Raw genomic sequence first — 17,251 nt, 5'->3', positions numbered from 1 at the left:
GGGGCAGGTCAGACGGGACAGGTTGGACCGGACAGGCCGTACCGGACCGGGGAAGGCGCACGGTCCCCCCGCCTCGCCCGTCCCGGACTACCCCTCGTCACCGGCCCGGTACACCCCGAACATCGCGCCCTGCGGATCGCGCAGCACCGCGATCCGCCGGCCGTTCGGCAGCGAGGTCGGTGCCATCAGCGCCGTACCGCCCGCCCGCTCCGCCGTCGCCGCGCCGGCGTCCACGTCGGCGACCGCGAAGTACGGCAGCCAGTGCGGCGGTACCTCGGGCGGGAACTTGTCGTCCATCGTGACCATGCCGCCGAAGTCCGCGCCGCCCACACCCCACTGCGTGTAGTGCTCCGAGGGGCGCACGGTCCAGCCGAACACCGTCGTGTAGAAGGTCTCCGCCCGTTTCGGGTCGCGGGACATCAGCTCCACCCAGCCCAGGGAGCCGGGCGCGTTGACCACCCCGGCGCCCGGGAAGGTCCGCGCCTGCCAGAGCTGGAAGGCGGCGCCGCCCGGGTCGAGGGCGACCACGAAACGGCCGAGGTCGAACACGTCCATCGGGCCGACCAGCACCTTGCCCCCGGCCTCCTCGATCAGCCGCGCGGTGACGTCGGCGTCGGAGACCGCGAACGAGACGCTCCAGGCGACGGGCTGACTCTCCTGGTACAGGGGACTGAGCGCGGCGGCCGCCGCGTCACCGAGGTGCGCCACGGTGTAGCCGCCCGCCTCCTGCCGCGGATCGGTCTCGCACCGCCAGCCGAACAGGTCCCCGTAGAACCGCCGGGCCGCCTCCAGGTCACTGGTGCCCAGCTCGGCCCAGCAGGGCCCACCGGGCACGGGCGCGTCGAGCTTCATCGCGTTCCTTCCGAAGGGAGCACCCCTTCCAGCACGCTAAGCCCGGACCCCGGGGCCCGGCATCCGCTGGCCTCAGATCCCCGGCCGGTACCGCATCGGATGGTCGGCCGGCACCTCCACCAGCACGATCGGCGTCCCGTCCGGGTCCGCGACCCACATCTCCAGCAGGCCCCACGGCTCCCTCACCGGCGGCCGCACGATCCCGACGCCCTTCGCGCGCAGCTCGTCGTGGGCCGCCGCGACGTCCGGGACCTGCACCCACAGCCGTACGGCGGGGTCCGGCGGTGTCTCCGAGCGGCCCGAGACCTCCAGGAACCCGCCGCCGAGGAAGTAGACCGTGCCCCGCTCCGGTCCGGTACCGAACTCGCGGTAGACGGGGAGGCCCAACTGCTCGCCGTAGAAGGCGCGGGACCGCTCGGGGTCGACGGGGCTGAGGAGGATCCGGCTGCTGAGTACATGCACCATGCGTCCGGAGACTAGGGGAGAGTTAGGCTCTGCGGTGCCCGAGCCGCGCCGCACGCCCGTCACCCCGGAGAGCCCGTATGGACGCCACCGCCACCGACCTCGTCTTCCGTGACGCCACCGAGGCCGACGTGGACACGCTCGTCGCGCTCGTGGAGTCGGCCTACCGCGGGGAGTCCAGCCGGGCCGGCTGGACCACGGAGGCGGACATCCTCCAGGGGCAGCGGACCGACCCCGAGGGCGTGCTGGACATCGTCACGTCGCCCGACGGGCTGGTGATCACCGCCGGGCGGGACGGCCGGATCGTCGCCTGCTGCCAGCTCGAGCACCGCGGCGACCACGCCTACTTCGGCCTGTTCGCGGTCAGTCCCGCGGCACAGGGCGGCGGTCTGGGCAGGACCGTCCTGGCGGAGGCCGAGCGCCGGGCCCGCACGGCGTGGGGCGCCACCGAGATGCGCATGACGGTGATCTCCGTGCGCGAGGACCTCATCGCCTGGTACGAGCGCCGCGGCTACCGCCGTACGGGCCGGATGACGCCCTTCCCGTACGGCGACGAGCGCTTCGGCATCCCGCAGCGCGACGACCTCCGGTTCGAGTTGCTGGTCAAGCCCCTGACCTGAGCCCGCCGGGGACGCGTCACGACGGGACGCCGGGCGGCTCACGCGGTGAAGCGGCCGGTGCGCTTGGTCCCGGGATGGTCGGTGGTGGCGCCGTCCAGCTCCAGGGCCCGCACCAGCCGCAGGTGGTCCGGTGTGTTGACCACCCACCCGATGATCCGCAGGCCGCGCGCGCGGGCGTGCTCGACGGTCTCCAGGGTGAGCCGCCGGATGTTCAGGCACACGGTCGCGGCGCCGACCGCGACCGCCCGGTCCACGATGTCGAGGCCGATGGGGGTGCACCCGCTCGAGCATGTTCGAGGGTGGGGGAGGCTGCCGATGAGCGCCGTGCGCACCCCGGGCACCAGCCGGGCGATCTCGGCGACGGCCTCGTCGTGGAACGAGGACACCTCCACCCGCTCCACCAGGTTCCGCTCGTGTATCACCGCGGCGAGCGCCCGCGCCGCCTGCACGTCCTTGATCTCGGCCTGGATCGGCACCGACACCGCCTCCAGGACCTCCTCGAAGACGGGCACCCGCTCGCCGCGCCCCGCGTCGAGGGCGCGCAGCTCGGCCAGTGTGTGGTCCGCGATCGGCCCGCTCCCGTCGGTCGTGCGGTCCACGTCCGCGTCGTGCATGACCACGAGCGCGCCGTCCTTGCTCAGGTGCAGATCGAGTTCGACGACGTCGAGGCCGGCGTGCTCGGCGGCGACGAACGACCGGAGGGTGTTCTCGGGCTCGACACCCATGACTCCGCGGTGACCGATGGTGAGGAGGTTCAAGACTCGACTCGCTTCCGTCGTCGGCGGCGCTGGAAGAGCCCGCAGCCTAGTCGCCCCGGGCCGACATGGACATGTGTCTGCGCCGACGGTTCCCCTACCCGCGACGCCCTGACGGAAGTCGCCGAACGGCCGTGGTAGCACAGGAAAAAACACGGTGACCATGAGGGTGAGCAGGATGATTTCCGGATGATCCTCTTGCTGGAGGAAACCCCGTCCGCATACGGTGTTCCTACGAGAGGTTCTCCCGTGGAGGATGGGTCATGACGGAAATTCTTGTGCAGGTGGGTTCGGAGGGACAGGTTCCTCCCGCGTCCAGGGTGGTGGAGCACTCGGCGTGGCCCGTGCTCAAGGATGCCGTGGAGCGGATCCGCCCCTGGCAGTCGAAGGACGGGTCGATCGACTTCGCGGCCGAGGGCGCTCCCGGGCGCTCCGACGCCGAGCACGCCGTGCGCCAGGTGAGCGAGGCCGTCGAGGAGCTCTCCCCGCTGCTCCCGCACGACGCGGACTACCACCGCGCCCTGGTGCGGGACCTGCGCCGCTGGGCCGACGGCGGCTTCGAGGTGCCGGACTTCCTCGACTCGCTGCTGGCCTTCCAGCCCGCGGCCCACCGCGCCGACGGCCTCCAGCACCTGGTCGTCTTCCCGATGTACACGCAGAACGGCAACCCCGACCGCAACCTGGAGGCGGTCGTGCTGCGCATGGTCTGGCCCGACTGGCTGGCCGAGCTGGAGCGCACCCGCTACGACAACCCGCTGTTCTGCGGCATCACCTTCGAGGACTTCACGGCCGGCTACGACACCAACTCCGCCGTCCTCTTCCCGGAGACCATCGCCGTGCGCGAGGCGCCGGAACGCTTCTCCTGGGGCGGCATCTTCTGCGACCGCGAGGCGGCCCGCTTCCGCCGCGTCACCGCCGCCGCCGTCGACATCCTGGGCCTGGACCTGCCCGAGGACATCGCCGCGATGGTCCACGACCAGAAGCGCTGCGAGGAGGCCTTCGTCCTGTGGGACATGGTCCACGACCGCACCCACAGCCACGGCGACCTGCCCTTCGACCCGTTCATGATCAAGCAGCGCCAGCCGTTCTGGATGTACGGCCTGGAGGAGCTGCGCTGCGACCTCACCGCTTTCAAGGAGGCCGTGAAGCTCCAGGCCGACGGCGTCCCGCAGGCCCGGGACGTGCAGTACGCGGTGCTCTTCGACCGCATGTTCCGCTTCCCGGTCACCGGCGAGCGCGTACGCAACTACGACGGCCTCGGCGGCCAGCTCCTCTTCGCCCACCTCCACCGGCACGACGTCGTGCGCTGGACGGACAACAAGCTGCACATCGACTGGCAGCGCGCCCCGCAGGTCACCAACGAGCTGTGCGCCGAGATCGAGAAGCTCTACCGCGACGGCATCGACCGCCCCAAGCTCGTCCACTGGTTCGCCGGGTACGAGCTGGTCTCCGGTTACCTCGCCCCGCATCCCGGCTCCCGCTGGGCCAAGGGCCCCGACGCCCTGGACCTGACCCAGCCGCCGCGCAAACTCGTCGATGACGTGCTTCCGGACGAGTTTCCGCTCAGCATGTTCTATGAGGCACTGGCCAAGAAGCTGAAGAACGTGATCGCCTCCACCAAGGGCATCACGGCGGGCGGCGCCGAGCGGATCGCCGCGTGAGCGACCGCCGTACCCGGAACACGGCTGACCAGGAGGCGAAGGACATGGGGAACGGGGCTCTCAGCGGTGCGGTGATCGCGGTGGCCGGCGCGGGCGGACCGGCAGGCCGGGCGGCACTGCTCCGCCTCGCGGAGGCGGGCGCGACGGTCGTCGCCGCGGACAACGACCCCGAGCGCCTGGCGGAGGCCGTCGACGAGGCCCGCTACGGCGCCGGCGGCGCCACCGTCACCGGCGAACCGGTCGACCTGCTCGACCTGCGCTCCACCCGCGAGTGGGCCGCCCACATCGAGAAGGAGTTCGGCCGGATCGACGGTCTCGTCCACCTCGTCGGCGGCTGGCGCGGCAGTGAGACGTTCATCAAGACCAGCCTCGACGACTGGGACTTCCTCGAACTGCTCCTCATCCGCACCGTGCAGCACACCTCGCTGGCCTTCTTCGAGGCACTCCAGGCCAGCGAGCGCGGACGGTACGTGCTGATCAGCGCCGCCGGCGCCTCCAAGCCCAGCGCCGGCAACGCCGCCTACGCCGCCGCCAAGGCCGCCGCCGAGGCCTGGACGCTCGCGCTGGCCGACGCCTTCCGCAAGGCGGGGGGCACCGCCGGGCCGACCTCCGCGGCTGCGATCCTGGTGGTGAAGGCGCTGGTGCACGACGCGATGCGCGCCGACCGACCCAACGCGAAGTTCGCGGGCTTCACGGACGTGAAGGACCTGGCCGAGGCCATCGCCGGAGTCTGGGAGCAGCCCGCCGCCGAAGTGAACGGACACCGTCTGTGGCTCACCGAGAAGCCGTGAACCCACCCAAGACCGACGCCCGCCGCCACCACGACCCGCAGGCCCGCGGTTTCGCCAGCGACAACTACGCCGGCGCCCACCCGGAGGTGATGGCCGCCCTCGCCCTGGCCAACGGCGGCCACCAGGTCGCCTACGGCGAGGACGAGTACACCGCCGGCCTCCAGCGGATCATCCGCAGTCACTTCGGGCCCACGGCGGAGGCCTTCCCGGTCTTCAACGGCACCGGCGCCAACGTCGTCGCGCTCCAGGCGGTCACCGACCGCTGGGGCGCGGTGATCTGCGCCGAGAGCGCCCACATCAACGTGGACGAGGGCGGCGCGCCCGAGCGCATGGGCGGCCTCAAGCTGCTCACCGTCCCCACGCCCGACGGCAAGCTCACCCCCGAGCTGATCGACCGCCAGGCGTACGGCTGGGAGGACGAGCACCGGGCGATGCCGCAGGTGGTGTCGATCACCCAGAGCACGGAGCTCGGCACCCTCTACACGCCGGACGAGATCCGCGCGATCTGCGACCACGCCCACGCGCACGGCATGAAGGTGCACCTCGACGGCTCCCGGATAGCCAACGCGGCGGCCTCCCTGGACGTGCCGATGCGCACGTTCACCAACGCGGCCGGCGTCGACATCCTCTCCCTGGGCGGCACGAAGAACGGCGCGCTCTTCGGCGAGGCCGTCGTCGTCATCGACCAGGACGCCGTCGGCCGCATGAAGCACCTGCGCAAGCTGTCCATGCAGCTCGCCTCCAAGATGCGCTTCGTGTCGGTGCAGCTGGAGGCGCTGCTCGCCAAGGACCTGTGGCTGCGCAACGCCCGCCACGCCAACGGGATGGCGCAGCGGCTGGCCGAGGGCGTGCGGGCCGTGCACGGCGTCGAGATCCTCCACCCGGTGCAGGCCAACGGGGTCTTCGCCCGGCTCCCGCACGACGTGGCCGAGCGGCTGCGGAAGCGGTTCCCGTTCTACTTCTGGGACGAGGCGGCCGGAGTGGTGCGCTGGATGTGCGCCTTCGACACGACCGAGGAGGACGTGGACGCCTTCGTGGCGGCGCTCAAGGAGGAGATGGCGCGCTGACCCCGGCACCCCTGCGTTATGCATAAGTATGCGGTCACCCGAAAAATCATTGACTCTCGGGTGATCGCGTTCCTATGCTCTCCAGACATGGAGCTGATCCAGGAGAACCCCGACCTGTCCGCCTATCTGGCCGCTGACGAGGTCATCGACCATGAACACCCGCTGGTGCGGGCCACCGCAGGACGTCTCGCGAAGGACGCGGAAGACTCGTATGCCTATGCGCGACTGGCGTTCGAGTTCGTACGCGACACCATTACCCACTCGCAGGACTCCGGCGATCCGCGCGTCACCTGGCGCGCCTCGGACGTCCTGGAGCGCGGGACGGGCATCTGCTACGCCAAGGCCCACGCGCTGGCCGCGCTGCTCCGCGCGGAGGACATCCCGACCGCGCTGTGCTACCAGCGGTTCGACGTGGTGCACGGGCTGGTCGCCGTCCGCTTCAACGGCGCCTGGCACCGGCAGGACCCGCGCGGCAACAAGCCGGGCGTGAACGCCCGGTTCTCCCTGGCCGGCGAGCGGCTCGCCTTCACCCCCGACGCCGCGGCCGGGGAGCTGGACCACCCCGTCCTGTACGCCGCGCCGCACCCGGCCGTCCTCCGCGCGCTGAAAGCCGCCCCCGACCGGCCGACCCTGTGGAAGACCCTGCCCACCGCCCTGTGAGCCCCGGCGGGTCGCCGCCACCGGCTCCCCCGGCCGGGGGAGGGGAGGGCGTTCGCGACCCGCCGCGCGCCGAGCGGGCCCGTCAGCGGGCCTCGGCCTGGCGGACCTGTTCCGGCGTCGGCGCGGTGCCGCCCAGGTGGGCCGGCATCCACCAGGTGTCGTCCGCGTCCTTCGGGCGCACCGGGTACGCGCGCTGGGCGGCCTCCAGCAGCTCCTGGACGCGCTCGCGCAGCTGCCGGGTGATCGCGCCCGCGTACTTGTCGCGGGAGGCCTCCACCGCCTCGCCGACCCGGATGGTGACCGGGATGTGGCTGCGCCGGAAGTTGCGCGGGTGGCCCTTGGTCCACAGCCGCTGCGTGCCCCACAGGGCCATCGGGATCAGCGGGACGCCCGCCTCCTGGGCCAGCCGCGCCGCACCGGACTTGAAGCTCTTCAGCGTGAACGACTCGGAGATGGTGGCCTCCGGGAAGACTCCGACGACCTCGCCGGAGCGCAGCGAGTCCAGGGCGTGCGCGTACGCCGTCTCGCCCTGCTTGCGGTCCACCGGGATGTGCTTCATCCCGCGCATCAGCGGACCGGAGATCCGGTGCCGGAAGACGGACTCCTTGGCCATGAACCGCACGAGACGCTTCTGCGGGAGCGCGGCCAGGCCGTTGAAGACGAAGTCCAGGTAGCTGATGTGGTTGCTCACCAGCACGGCTCCGCCCGAGCGCGGGATGTTCTCCGACCCCTGGCAGTCGATCTTGAGGTCCCAGACCTTGAAGAGCGTCTGGGCGAGGCCGACGACGGGGCGGTAGACAAGCTCTGCCATGGGCGGGGCGGACCCTTCCTTCTCTCTGCCCGGGAGGAACTCCCGACGGCAAAGTTACGCAGCCGTAGGTTTACGGCATCTCGCAGATCGTGCCCGAAGAACGGCCGGGTAGCCAGTCCTGGCACCTGTGAACCGCGAGACAATCATCACGTGGCACCATGATCCACCTCGGGCTTTGACGCCCCCTTTACTCCGCCCGTACCGCCACCCGCCGTACGAGCAGGTACATCTCGCACCCCAGGCAGAACCCGAATCCGGCGTTGAGGAAGGCGGCCGCCAGGGCCGCCGCGGTGGCCGCGTGGCCCAGCCACTCCGGGCCCAGCGTGAACCCGGCCAGACCCGCGCCCGCGAAGACCAGCCCCACCGCCTGGGCGAACCGCGGCGGCCGGGGTGACTCGAACTCCCTGGGGGGACCCAGCCGCGGCCGGACGGCCGTACGGAAGGCCCATCCGTAGGGCGAGCGTCCCACGCCGCCCGCCGCGCCGAGCGCGAAGGCCAGCGTCTGCCAGGCCAGCAGCCAGGGATTCCGGGTGATCAGCACGACCGCCAGGACGACGGCCGTGACCGCCGCCGCGAAGCGCGGCCCCCGCACATCGATGTCCATGAATCAAGCATTCCGCATCGGAAAGCCGGAAGGGCGGCGGGAATCTTTGCGGTCTCGTGAACGCTGGTGCGGGTGATGACCGGACTTTTCGTGTGTGCGGCGGTGCTCGCGGCGGCGAGCGCCTTCGGAGTGCTGCACCGGCGGCGGAGCGGGAGGGTGCGCGTGCGCGGGCGCGACGAGGGACAGCGGCTCGATGCGGACCGGCTGGGGGGCGAACTCGGCGAGCGGGCCACGCTCGTGCAGTTCTCCAGCGCCTTCTGCGCCCCCTGCCGGGCGACCCGCCGGATCCTCGGTGAGGTGTCCGGCATGGTCCCGGGTGTGCGGCACGTCGAGATCGACGCCGAGGCCCGGCTGGACCTCGTCCGCGAACTCGGCATCCTCAAGACCCCGACCGTGCTGGTGCTGGACGCCGGCGGGCGCGTCGTGCGCCGCGCCGCCGGCCAGCCCCGCAAGGCCGACGTCATCGCGGCCCTGGGGGAGGCGGTGTGAGGTCCGTCGCAGAGCAGGTCAGAGGACTTCCGGATGACGGGACGCACTTGACGGTGCGGGCCATCCGTCGTCAGCCTGACCCCATGCCTGAGGACCCCCTTCTCCACGGACGCGCGCACGTCGACCTGGTGCGCACCGCGAGCGCATGCTGTCCGGGCCGTTGAGCAGCCCCCGACGCCCGCGCCCCTCCCCCGAGAAGGACAACTCCATGACGGCCACCCCCGGCCTCCGCACCCCTCGGCTCGCCTCCCCCGACCTGCTGCGCTCCGTCTTCCGCCGGCACGCGGCGGGCGTGGCCGTGATCACCGCGTCCGCCGGGACCGGCCCCGTCGGCTTCACCGCCACCTCCCTCACCTCGGTCTCCGCGCAGCCCCCGCTGCTGTCGTTCGGCGTCGGCACCGGCGCCTCCAGCTGGCCGGCGCTCTCCGACGCCGACCACGTCGGGGTGCACATACTCGGCGAGCACCAGCAGGAGCTGGCCGCCACCTTCGCCCGCAGCGGCGCCGACCGGTTCGGCGCGCCGACGGCCTGGCAGGAAGGCCCCGAGGGCGTCCCCGTCCTCGACGACGTCCTGGCCTGGCTGGTGTGCCGGGTCGTCGCGCGGGTGCCCGCGGGGGACCACCGCATCGTGCTGGCCGAGGTCGTGCACGGCGATCCGGCGGGCGCCGGGCGGCCGTTGCTCTACCACCAGGGCCGGTTCACCGCGCTGCGTGACTGACCGCCGCCGGGCTCTTCTGCGAAACCGTCGGATTCCGATTACGCTGCGTTGCACAGGTCACAGTTCAAAGCGCTTGCTCAGCGGGAATGAACTGGGTGTACTGGCGAGTAATATTTCGGTCGGAGCGCAGGTCGCCCCGGTCGGGATCGGCCGCTTGTGGCGCCTATGCTGCCTGGAAGAAGGCAGCCGAGAACTGACGATGCAGTAGGAGAGCCGGCGTGAGCTTGAGGATCGTTGTCACTGTGAAGTACGTGCCCGACGCCACTGGCGACCGGCACTTCGCCGATGACCTGACCGTCGACCGGGACGACGTGGACGGTCTGCTCTCCGAGCTCGACGAGTACGCCGTCGAGCAGGCGCTGCAGATCTCCGAGAACTCCGACGACGACGTCGAGATCACCGTCCTGACGGTGGGCCCGGAGGACGCCAAGGACGCCCTGCGCAAGGCGCTGTCCATGGGCGCCGACAAGGCGGTCCACGTCGAGGACGACGACCTGCACGGCACCGACGCCATCGGCACCTCGCTTGTCCTGGCCAAGGCCATCGAGAAGGCCGGCTACGACCTGGTGATCTCCGGCATGGCCTCCACCGACGGCACCATGGGCGTCGTCCCGGCCCTGGTGGCCGAGCGCCTGGGCGTGCCGCAGGTCACGCTGCTCTCCGAGGTCTCCGTCGAGGACGGCACGGTCACGGGCCGCCGGGACGGCGACACCGCCTCGGAGCAGCTTCAGGCCTCCCTGCCGGCCGTCGTGTCGGTCACCGACCAGTCGGGCGAGGCGCGCTACCCGTCCTTCAAGGGCATCATGGCCGCCAAGAAGAAGCCGGTTCAGTCCTGGGACCTGTCCGACCTCGACATCGAGGCGGAGGAGGTCGGCCTCGACGGCGCCTGGACCAAGGTCGAGACGGCGACCGAGCGCCCGGTGCGCACGGCCGGCACGATCGTCAAGGACGAGGGCGAGGGCGGCAAGCAGCTCGCTGAGTTCCTCGCGGGCCAGAAGTTCATCTAGAGCCCCGCATCCGCTGACCGCCCCTCAAGATCGTTACGCAGGAGAGCATTCCCATGGCTGAAGTCCTCGTCTACGTCGACCACGTGGACGGTGCCGTCCGCAAGCCCACCCTGGAGCTGCTGACCCTGGCCCGCCGTATCGGCGAGCCCGTCGCCGTCGCCCTCGGCGCCGGTGCGGAGAACACCGCCGCCACGCTCGCCGAGCACGGCGCGGCGCGGGTCCTCACGCACGACGCCGCGGAGTACGCCGACTACCTGGTCGTACCGAAGGTGGACGCGCTCCAGGCCGCCCACGCGCAGGTGTCCCCGGCCGCCGTGCTGGTGTCGTCCTCCGCGGAGGGCAAGGAGATCGCCGCCCGTCTGGCGCTGCGCATCGGCTCCGGCATCATCACCGACGCCGTCGACCTGGAGGCCGGCGACGAGGGCCCGGTGGCCACCCAGTCGGTGTTCGCCGCGTCCTTCACCACCAAGTCCCGTGTCGTCAAGGGCACCCCGGTCATCACCGTCAAGCCCAACAGCGCCGCCGTCGAGGCCGCTCCGGCCGCCGGCACGGTCGAGGCGCTGTCGGTCTCCTTCGGCGAGCTCGCCACCGGCACCAAGGTCACCGGCCGCACCCCGCGCGAGTCGACGGGCCGCCCGGAGCTGACCGAGGCCGCGATCGTGGTCTCCGGTGGCCGTGGCGTCAACGGCGCGGAGAACTTCACGGTCATCGAGGCGCTCGCCGACTCGCTCGGCGCGGCCGTCGGCGCCTCCCGCGCCGCGGTGGACGCCGGCTGGTACCCGCACACCAACCAGGTCGGCCAGACCGGCAAGTCCGTCTCGCCGCAGCTGTACATCGCCAACGGCATCTCCGGCGCCATCCAGCACCGCGCCGGCATGCAGACCTCGAAGACCATCGTGGCCGTCAACAAGGACCCCGAGGCCCCGATCTTCGACCTGGTCGACTACGGCGTCGTCGGCGACCTGTTCGACGTCGTCCCGCAGCTCACCGAGGAGATCAAGACCCGCAAGGGCTGATCGCCCGCCCGCTCCCGGGCACGTCCGAGGCCCCTGTGACCGCGCCGGTCACGGGGGCCTCCGCTCATCCCAGGCCGAGCGTGGCGCACACCGGCAGATGGTCGCTCGGGAACCGGCCGTCCAGCGAGAAGGTGTCGACCCACGCGCGGTGCACCGTGACGCCCGGACGCACCAGGATCCAGTCGATCCGGGCGCCGCCCGGCACGAGCCCCTGGTAGCCGTGGTACGTCGCGTACCCCTCGCCGCGCCGCCGCGCGGTGTCCCAGCTGTCCACCAGACCGGTGGCGAGCAGGGCGTCGTAGACCGGATCGCGGTGGGCGACGGCGTTGAAGTCGCCGGTCACCACGAGCGGCAGGGACGGGTCGAAGCGCGCCGCCCGCGCGGCGATCAGGGAGGCGGAGCGCAGGCGCGCGTACCGGCTCTCGTTGTCGAGGTGGGTGTTGAGGAGGCAGAACTCCCGCCCTGCGGCGCGTACGTCGCGGAAGCGGACCCAGGTGACCATGCGCGGGTACGCCGCGCCCCAGGTGTTGGAGCCGCGCACGTCGGGCGTGTCGGAGAGCCAGAAGTGGGCGTGCTCGACCGGTTCCAGCCGGCGGGTGTCGTAGAAGACGGCCATGGACTCCTCGTCACCGCCGCCGCGCCCCCGGCCGATCCAGGCGTAGTGCGGCCCGAGGTCGGCCTCGATGTCCCGCAGCTGCGGTGGTTCGCCCTCCTGGGTGCCGATGACGTGCGGGGCCGCCGCGCGCAGCAGGGCGCGCATCACCGGGCGGCGGATGGGCCAGCTGTGCGGCTCCGCGGCGCTCGGGAAGCGGAGGTTGAAGGTCATGACGTCCAGCGGGGGGACGGAAGGTGCCGGGCCGGGGCTCACGCCCGTCTCGCGGGTCCGGGGCCCGGAGGAGCGGACCGCTCCGAGGACGGGGATCGCGACGGCCGCCGCCGCCACGGTTCTCAGCCCGGTGCGGCGCGTCGGCCCTCTGGTGACCGCCATGTGCGTCCTCCCCTCGTGAGCCAGGATGAAGGGGGGAACCGCTGTGCGGAAGGGGGCCGGGGGACGGCCGGGGTGACCGGGGCGCGGACCGGGGTGTTGACCCGTCGGAAGATCCACGGATAACTTCGTTCTACGGATTGTTGATTCCGTACAGCGGAAAAAGGAGGGTCTGGGATGGGTCAGGGCCAGCAGGAGACCGTGACGACGAGCCTCGCGGGCGCCGTCAGCGAGGAGATCAGCGCCTCCCTCGCCCCGGTCGACGCCGAACTCGAGCGCCTCTACCCCGGCGACCCCGGCACCCGCCAGCCCGTGCACACCGTCTACGTGCCCGGTGACGCCTTCCGCGCCGACACCCTCCGCTCCTGGGGCGACCGGGCACTGGCCGCCCTCGACGAGCACGCCCCGGACGCCGCGTCCTTCGCCGCCGTCCTTGGCCTGTCCGACGACCTCGCCGAGCCGGTGTACACCCGGGTCCGCGCCAAGCTGGAGCGCGAGCCGATCGAGGACCTGCGCGTCGACTTCGAGGACGGCTACGGCCCCCGTCCCGACGCCGAGGAGGACGAGGCGGCCGCCCGCGCCGCGCGTCTGATCGCCGAGGCGTACGCGAAGGGCACGGCGGCGCCGTACATGGGCATCCGCATGAAGTGCATGGAGGCCGCCGTGCGCGACCGCGGGATCCGCACCCTGGACATCTTCCTCACCGGACTGATGGAGGCCGGCGGCCTGCCGGACGGGCTGGTCCTCACCCTGCCGAAGGTGACGTACCCGCAGCAGGTCACCGCGATGGTCCGGCTCCTGGAGGCCTTCGAGAAGGCCCGGGGCCTCGCGCCCGGCCGGCTCGGCTTCGAGATCCAGATCGAGACCAGCCAGGCCGTTCTCGCCGCCGACGGCACCGCCGGCGTCGCCCGCATGATCCAGGCGGCCGAGGGCCGCGCCACCGGCCTGCACTACGGCACGTTCGACTACAGCGCCTGCCTCGGAGTCTCCGCCGCCCACCAGGCCAGTGACCATCCGGCCGCCGACCACGCCAAGGCCGTCATGCAGGTCGCGGCGGCCGGCACCGGCGTACGCGTCTCGGACGGCTCCACGAACGTCCTGCCCGTCGGCCCCACCGAGCGGGTGCACGACGCCTGGCGGCTGCACTACGGCCTCACCCGCCGGGCCCTCGCCCGCGCCTACTACCAGGGCTGGGACATGCACCCCGGCCACATCCCCACCCGGTACGCGGCCGTCTTCGCCTTCTACCGCGAGGGCTTCGTCCAGGCCGCCGAGCGTCTGGCCCGGTACGCCGACCGGGCCGCCGGCGACGTCATGGACGAGCCGGCCACCGCCAAGGCCCTCAGCGGCTACCTGCTGCGCGGTCTGGACTGCGGTGCGCTCGACCCCGCCGAGGTGACCGGCGCCACGGGGTTGTCCCGGGCGGCCCTGATGGGCTTCGCGGCACCGCGGCGGGGCGATCTTACGGCGTCGGCCCAGTAGAGCCGGGGCCTGTGGTCCGGGGTCTGTGGTCCGGGGCCTGCGGTCCGGGGCCTGCGGCCCGGGGCCTGTGGTCCGGGCCTGCGCCCGGTCCGTGGGCGGGTTGCCGCAGGGCAGGCCCGTACGGGCCTGCGTGACGGCCTGCGTGACGGTCTGCGTGACGGTCTGCGTGACGACCTAACGGACCCGGAGGTGTTCGAGCCCGGAGCGCGTCACCAGCCGCTCCCGCGCGAACAGCCGGGTCCCGCGCTCGCACAGCAGCGCGTCGGCCCGGGCCGCGGCGCAGAACGCCTCCGGGGTCACGCCGAACAGTCGCCTCAACTCGGCCGATGCCAGCAGGAGTTCGCTGATCAGGGCGTGCTGTCCCGGGTGGCTGCGCGGGGCGGCGGTGCCGTTGTGCAGGACGCCGTGGCGATTGACGTAGGCGAACGCGCCGCTGAGCTCGTCGCCGTCGTCCAGCTCGATCCGCACCTGGGAGGCGGGCAGCCGGACCCGGTCGAAGTTCGGCTCGGTCGCGTCGACGACGGCGAGCTGCACCGCGTCCAGCCAGATGACGAACAGCTCCCGGGTGACGCGGGGGGCGAGGACCGGGGAGGCGGACACGTATCCCAGCCGGCTGACGTGCGCCGAGACGCCGATGTCCACGCCCGTGACCCGGGTTCGCACCATCGGGACCGGCGAGCGGACGCCGCACTCGGCCATCTTGTGGCGCAGCTGGCCCGGGCAGGCGTTGGAGCCGACGGCCAGGACCGGTGTGCGGCCGGGGAACACCAGGCGGTCCAGGGGCAGCAGCTGGTCCCCGTCGAGCAGCCCGGACTCCTCGGGCCAGGCGCCGGGATAGGTCAGCGGGTGGTCGCGCGGCGCGTCGGCGAGGCCGAGTGCCTCCAGCGTGCGCCCCTCGGCGTGTCCGTCCACGCGGTCCTCAGCCCGCCGGGGGCAGCTCGCCCGAGCCGCGGGTGATCAGGCGTGTGGACAGTACGACGCGTTCCGGGGCGATCAGGGTGCCCTCCAGCCGCTGGAAGAGACGCTCGGCGGCGGTGCGGCCGATGGCGGCCGCGTCCTGGGCGACCACGGTGACCCCCGGCTGGAGCAGGTCGGCGAGCTCCAGGTCGTCGAAGGCCACGAGGGCGACCCGCCGGGCCTGCTCGGCGAGCACCCGGATGACGGTGACGGTCACCCGGTTGTTGCCCGAGAACACCGCCGTGACCGGCGCTGGCCCGGACAGCATCGCCTCGGTCGCCCGGCGCACCCGCGCCGGATCCGTGGCCCCCAGGGACATCCAGGCGTCCTCCACGGGTATGCCCGCGTCCTCCAGGGCCGCCCGGTAGCCACGAAGGCGCTCCGCCGCGGTGTGGATGCGCGGCATGTCGCCGATGAAGCCGATCCTGCGGTGCCCGTGCGCCAGGAGGTGGGCCACGCCCTGCCGGGCGCCGCCGAAGTTGTCCGACAGGACGCAGTCGGCGTCGATGCGCCCGGCCGGACGGTCGACGAAGACCGTGGCGACGCCCGCCCTGATCTCGGGCTCCAGGTACCGGTGGTCGTCCCCGGCCGGGATGACCACCAGGCCGTCCACCCGGCGCGCGCACAGCGCCAGCGCCAGTTCCTGCTCCCGTTCCGGGTCGCCGGCGCTGGAGCCGTTGATGAGCAGCGCGCCGTGGGCCCTCGCCACCTCCTCCACCGCGCGGCTGAGCGGGCCGTAGAACGGGTCGGCGAGATCCTCCAGGACCAGGCCGACGCTCGCGGTACGGCCTTTGCGCAGCACCCGCGCGCTGTCGTTGCGGCGGAAGCCGAGCGCGTCGATGGCCTCCTGCACACGCTGCTCCGTCTGCGGGGTGACCCCCGGCTCGCTGTTCACCACCCGCGAGACGGTCTTCAGTCCGACGCCCGCGCGCGCGGCGACGTCCTTCATGGTGGGACGGTTGCCGTAGCGAGGTCCGACGAGGCCGACGGGCCGGCTGGGCGTCTCGGGCACGGGGCGGTGTCCTGTCCTGTTGTCCATGGGGATGCGGCGTCCCGGGTGTCGTATGAGGATGTGCGGACGAGCATAGGCCCTGGACAACGTTGTCAGATGCGGGGGAGACTGTCCCCCGCAATCTCCGGCCCGCGTCCCCCACCGCCGGACCGGCCGGCCCATGTCCCAGGGTGGACGGGGAGGAGCGAGACGTGATGCACACCGACCTCGTGGCCGCGCTCGACATCGGCGGCACCAAGATCGCCGGAGCGCTGGTGGACGGCGACGGAACGATCCTGCTCCGCGCCAGGCGGCCCACGCCCGCGCGGCAGGACGGCGACACCGTGATGCGGGCCGTGGAGGAGGTGCTTCGGGAGCTGACGGCGTCGCCGCTGTGGGGACGCGCGCGCACCGTCGGCATCGGCAGCGCGGGACCGGTGGACGCCTCCACCGGCACGGTGAGCCCGGTGAACGTGCCGGGCTGGCGCGACTACCCGCTGGTGGAACGCGTGCGCGCCGCGGTCGGGGACCTGCCCGTCGAGCTGATCGGCGACGGCGTGGCCATCACCGCCGCCGAGCACTGGCAGGGAGCCGCCCGCGGCCACGACAACGCGCTGTGCATGGTGGTCTCCACCGGTGTCGGCGGCGGCCTGATCCTCGGCGGACGCCTGCACCCGGGCCCCACCGGGAACGCCGGCCACATCGGTCACATCAGCGTCGAACTCGACGGCGACCCCTGCGCGTGCGGGGCGCGGGGCTGTGTGGAGCGGATCGCCAGCGGCCCGCACATCTCCCGGCGCGCCCTGGAGAACGGCTGGCGCCCCGGCCCCGACGGCGACACCTCCGCCGCCGCGGTGGCCGCCGCGGCCCGCGCGGGCGACCCCGTCGCCCGGGCCTCCTTCGAGCGCGCCGCGCGGGCACTGGCGGCCGGCATCGCCGCCACCGCGGCGCTCGTCGAGATCGACATCGCGGTGGTCGGCGGCGGCGTCGCCGAGGCGGGCGAGGTCCTCTTCGCGCCCCTGCGCCGGTCCCTCGCCGACTACGCGACCCTGTCGTTCGTCCGCCGGCTGACGGTCGTGCCCGCACGGATGGGCACGGACGCCGGACTGGTCGGAGCGGCCGCGGCGGCCCTGGAGAGGAGACCGGGGGTGACGGCGGCGGGGGTGTGACGGGGTGGGAGGGGTGGTGGCAGGGGTGGGGGACGGGGCACGGCGGGGCGGTGGCAGGGGTGGGGGACGGGCAGGCGGGGCCGTGGCATGGGCGGGGGGCGTAGCACCGATGGTCGGTGCGGGTGCCGGCGAAACGTTGCGCCGATCGCCCGGC

General features: G+C 72.7%; 20 protein-coding genes. 12 read left to right on the top strand and 8 right to left on the bottom strand.

Annotated elements, in window-relative coordinates; translation table 11 throughout:
- Positions 1 to 87: 87 nt before the first annotated feature.
- Both ACFV9M_RS18860 and ACFV9M_RS18855 read right to left on the bottom strand, forming a co-directional pair.
- Entirely contained in the window at positions 88 to 852 is a 765-nt protein-coding gene (locus ACFV9M_RS18860; protein ID WP_385062962.1) for a VOC family protein, read from the bottom strand.
- Between the two features lie 72 nt (positions 853 to 924).
- On the bottom strand, positions 925 to 1,317 hold the full coding sequence (locus ACFV9M_RS18855; protein ID WP_385062964.1) for a VOC family protein: 393 nt from the start codon (positions 1,315 to 1,317) through the stop codon (positions 925 to 927).
- Positions 1,318 to 1,394: 77 nt separating this feature from the next.
- Between ACFV9M_RS18855 and ACFV9M_RS18850 the strand changes: the two genes are divergently transcribed.
- Entirely contained in the window at positions 1,395 to 1,934 is a 540-nt protein-coding gene (locus tag ACFV9M_RS18850) for a GNAT family N-acetyltransferase (protein WP_385062966.1), read from the top strand.
- A 38-nt stretch (positions 1,935 to 1,972) separates the two neighbouring features.
- Here the strand turns inward: ACFV9M_RS18850 and ACFV9M_RS18845 are convergent, their stop codons facing one another.
- A complete protein-coding gene (locus ACFV9M_RS18845; RefSeq protein WP_385062968.1) occupies positions 1,973 to 2,692 on the bottom strand; it encodes a glycerophosphodiester phosphodiesterase in 720 nt (239 codons plus the stop codon).
- A gap of 260 nt (positions 2,693 to 2,952) precedes the next feature.
- On the opposite strand from ACFV9M_RS18845, the gene ACFV9M_RS18840 reads away from it, so the two are divergent.
- From ACFV9M_RS18840 to ACFV9M_RS18825, 4 genes are all read left to right on the top strand, one after another.
- A complete protein-coding gene (locus ACFV9M_RS18840) occupies positions 2,953 to 4,350 on the top strand; it encodes a DUF6421 family protein (RefSeq protein ID WP_385062970.1) in 1,398 nt (465 codons plus the stop codon).
- A 44-nt stretch (positions 4,351 to 4,394) separates the two neighbouring features.
- On the top strand, positions 4,395 to 5,141 hold the full coding sequence (locus ACFV9M_RS18835) for an SDR family NAD(P)-dependent oxidoreductase (RefSeq protein ID WP_385062972.1): 747 nt from the start codon (positions 4,395 to 4,397) through the stop codon (positions 5,139 to 5,141).
- On the top strand, positions 5,138 to 6,208 hold the full coding sequence (locus tag ACFV9M_RS18830; RefSeq protein WP_385062974.1) for a threonine aldolase family protein: 1,071 nt from the start codon (positions 5,138 to 5,140) through the stop codon (positions 6,206 to 6,208). The genes ACFV9M_RS18835 and ACFV9M_RS18830 overlap by 4 nt, the downstream gene beginning before the upstream one ends.
- Before the next feature lie 87 nt (positions 6,209 to 6,295).
- Entirely contained in the window at positions 6,296 to 6,868 is a 573-nt protein-coding gene (locus ACFV9M_RS18825) for a transglutaminase domain-containing protein (protein ID WP_385062975.1), read from the top strand.
- A gap of 82 nt (positions 6,869 to 6,950) precedes the next feature.
- Here the strand turns inward: ACFV9M_RS18825 and ACFV9M_RS18820 are convergent, their stop codons facing one another.
- Together ACFV9M_RS18820 and ACFV9M_RS18815 are read right to left on the bottom strand one after the other, a co-directional pair.
- Positions 6,951 to 7,679 carry a lysophospholipid acyltransferase family protein gene (locus ACFV9M_RS18820; protein ID WP_385062976.1) on the bottom strand — a complete coding sequence of 243 codons (729 nt, stop codon included), beginning with the start codon at positions 7,677 to 7,679 and terminating at the stop codon, positions 6,951 to 6,953.
- Positions 7,680 to 7,866: 187 nt separating this feature from the next.
- Positions 7,867 to 8,283, bottom strand: coding sequence for a DUF4395 domain-containing protein (locus tag ACFV9M_RS18815; protein WP_385062977.1), 417 nt, complete (start codon positions 8,281 to 8,283; stop codon positions 7,867 to 7,869).
- Positions 8,284 to 8,358: 75 nt separating this feature from the next.
- On the opposite strand from ACFV9M_RS18815, the gene ACFV9M_RS18810 reads away from it, so the two are divergent.
- From ACFV9M_RS18810 to ACFV9M_RS18790, 5 genes are all read left to right on the top strand, one after another.
- The gene (locus ACFV9M_RS18810; protein WP_385062978.1) at positions 8,359 to 8,772 is read left to right on the top strand and encodes a TlpA family protein disulfide reductase; all 414 of its coding nucleotides are present in this window, start codon (positions 8,359 to 8,361) and stop codon (positions 8,770 to 8,772) included.
- Between the two features lie 83 nt (positions 8,773 to 8,855).
- Positions 8,856 to 8,936 carry a putative leader peptide gene (locus ACFV9M_RS18805; protein WP_385063140.1) on the top strand — a complete coding sequence of 27 codons (81 nt, stop codon included), beginning with the start codon at positions 8,856 to 8,858 and terminating at the stop codon, positions 8,934 to 8,936.
- A 44-nt stretch (positions 8,937 to 8,980) separates the two neighbouring features.
- A complete protein-coding gene (locus ACFV9M_RS18800) occupies positions 8,981 to 9,490 on the top strand; it encodes a flavin reductase family protein (RefSeq protein ID WP_385062980.1) in 510 nt (169 codons plus the stop codon).
- Positions 9,491 to 9,708: 218 nt separating this feature from the next.
- Positions 9,709 to 10,497, top strand: coding sequence for an electron transfer flavoprotein subunit beta/FixA family protein (locus tag ACFV9M_RS18795; RefSeq protein ID WP_385062982.1), 789 nt, complete (start codon positions 9,709 to 9,711; stop codon positions 10,495 to 10,497).
- A 53-nt stretch (positions 10,498 to 10,550) separates the two neighbouring features.
- Positions 10,551 to 11,513: an electron transfer flavoprotein subunit alpha/FixB family protein gene (locus ACFV9M_RS18790; protein WP_385062983.1), complete on the top strand. Its 963-nt coding sequence runs from the start codon at positions 10,551 to 10,553 to the stop codon at positions 11,511 to 11,513.
- A 64-nt stretch (positions 11,514 to 11,577) separates the two neighbouring features.
- Here the strand turns inward: ACFV9M_RS18790 and ACFV9M_RS18785 are convergent, their stop codons facing one another.
- Positions 11,578 to 12,501, bottom strand: coding sequence for an endonuclease/exonuclease/phosphatase family protein (locus ACFV9M_RS18785; protein ID WP_385062985.1), 924 nt, complete (start codon positions 12,499 to 12,501; stop codon positions 11,578 to 11,580).
- A 174-nt stretch (positions 12,502 to 12,675) separates the two neighbouring features.
- On the opposite strand from ACFV9M_RS18785, the gene ACFV9M_RS18780 reads away from it, so the two are divergent.
- Positions 12,676 to 13,980 carry a DUF6986 family protein gene (locus ACFV9M_RS18780; protein WP_385062987.1) on the top strand — a complete coding sequence of 435 codons (1,305 nt, stop codon included), beginning with the start codon at positions 12,676 to 12,678 and terminating at the stop codon, positions 13,978 to 13,980.
- A gap of 174 nt (positions 13,981 to 14,154) precedes the next feature.
- Here ACFV9M_RS18780 and ACFV9M_RS18775 read toward each other — a convergent pair whose 3' ends face one another.
- Complete coding sequence (locus tag ACFV9M_RS18775; RefSeq protein ID WP_385062989.1) at positions 14,155 to 14,892, bottom strand: hypothetical protein; 738 nt, start codon at positions 14,890 to 14,892, stop codon at positions 14,155 to 14,157.
- 7 nt (positions 14,893 to 14,899) lie between these two features.
- Entirely contained in the window at positions 14,900 to 15,976 is a 1,077-nt protein-coding gene (locus ACFV9M_RS18770) for a LacI family DNA-binding transcriptional regulator (protein ID WP_385062991.1), read from the bottom strand.
- 167 nt (positions 15,977 to 16,143) lie between these two features.
- On the opposite strand from ACFV9M_RS18770, the gene ACFV9M_RS18765 reads away from it, so the two are divergent.
- Complete coding sequence (locus tag ACFV9M_RS18765) at positions 16,144 to 17,097, top strand: ROK family protein (protein WP_385063141.1); 954 nt, start codon at positions 16,144 to 16,146, stop codon at positions 17,095 to 17,097.
- Positions 17,098 to 17,251: the final 154 nt, after the last annotated feature.

The sequence above is a fragment of the Streptomyces sp. NPDC059895 genome, from assembly GCF_042731035.1.
Taxonomy (GTDB): Bacteria; Actinomycetota; Actinomycetes; order Streptomycetales; family Streptomycetaceae; genus Streptomyces.
The sequence above is the reverse complement of the archived record's forward strand: the minus strand, read 5'-3'. Positions and strand labels throughout refer to the sequence as shown.

What these genes read in the sequence shown, in the direction of transcription:
- ACFV9M_RS18860 (WP_385062962.1), bottom strand. Translation starts at nt 852, where the DNA reads ATGAAGCTCGACGCGCCCGTGCCCGGTGGGCCCTGCTGGGCCGAGCTG.
- ACFV9M_RS18855 (WP_385062964.1), bottom strand. Translation starts at nt 1,317, where the DNA reads ATGGTGCATGTACTCAGCAGCCGGATCCTCCTCAGCCCCGTCGACCCC.
- ACFV9M_RS18850 (WP_385062966.1), top strand. Translation starts at nt 1,395, where the DNA reads ATGGACGCCACCGCCACCGACCTCGTCTTCCGTGACGCCACCGAGGCC.
- ACFV9M_RS18840 (WP_385062970.1), top strand. Translation starts at nt 2,953, where the DNA reads ATGACGGAAATTCTTGTGCAGGTGGGTTCGGAGGGACAGGTTCCTCCC.
- ACFV9M_RS18835 (WP_385062972.1), top strand. Translation starts at nt 4,395, where the DNA reads ATGGGGAACGGGGCTCTCAGCGGTGCGGTGATCGCGGTGGCCGGCGCG.
- ACFV9M_RS18825 (WP_385062975.1), top strand. Translation starts at nt 6,296, where the DNA reads ATGGAGCTGATCCAGGAGAACCCCGACCTGTCCGCCTATCTGGCCGCT.
- ACFV9M_RS18820 (WP_385062976.1), bottom strand. Translation starts at nt 7,679, where the DNA reads ATGGCAGAGCTTGTCTACCGCCCCGTCGTCGGCCTCGCCCAGACGCTC.
- ACFV9M_RS18815 (WP_385062977.1), bottom strand. Translation starts at nt 8,283, where the DNA reads ATGGACATCGATGTGCGGGGGCCGCGCTTCGCGGCGGCGGTCACGGCC.
- ACFV9M_RS18810 (WP_385062978.1), top strand. Translation starts at nt 8,359, where the DNA reads ATGACCGGACTTTTCGTGTGTGCGGCGGTGCTCGCGGCGGCGAGCGCC.
- ACFV9M_RS18805 (WP_385063140.1), top strand. Translation starts at nt 8,856, where the DNA reads ATGCCTGAGGACCCCCTTCTCCACGGACGCGCGCACGTCGACCTGGTG.
- ACFV9M_RS18800 (WP_385062980.1), top strand. Translation starts at nt 8,981, where the DNA reads ATGACGGCCACCCCCGGCCTCCGCACCCCTCGGCTCGCCTCCCCCGAC.
- ACFV9M_RS18790 (WP_385062983.1), top strand. Translation starts at nt 10,551, where the DNA reads ATGGCTGAAGTCCTCGTCTACGTCGACCACGTGGACGGTGCCGTCCGC.
- ACFV9M_RS18785 (WP_385062985.1), bottom strand. Translation starts at nt 12,501, where the DNA reads ATGGCGGTCACCAGAGGGCCGACGCGCCGCACCGGGCTGAGAACCGTG.
- ACFV9M_RS18780 (WP_385062987.1), top strand. Translation starts at nt 12,676, where the DNA reads ATGGGTCAGGGCCAGCAGGAGACCGTGACGACGAGCCTCGCGGGCGCC.
- ACFV9M_RS18770 (WP_385062991.1), bottom strand. Translation starts at nt 15,976, where the DNA reads ATGGACAACAGGACAGGACACCGCCCCGTGCCCGAGACGCCCAGCCGG.
- ACFV9M_RS18765 (WP_385063141.1), top strand. Translation starts at nt 16,144, where the DNA reads ATGCACACCGACCTCGTGGCCGCGCTCGACATCGGCGGCACCAAGATC.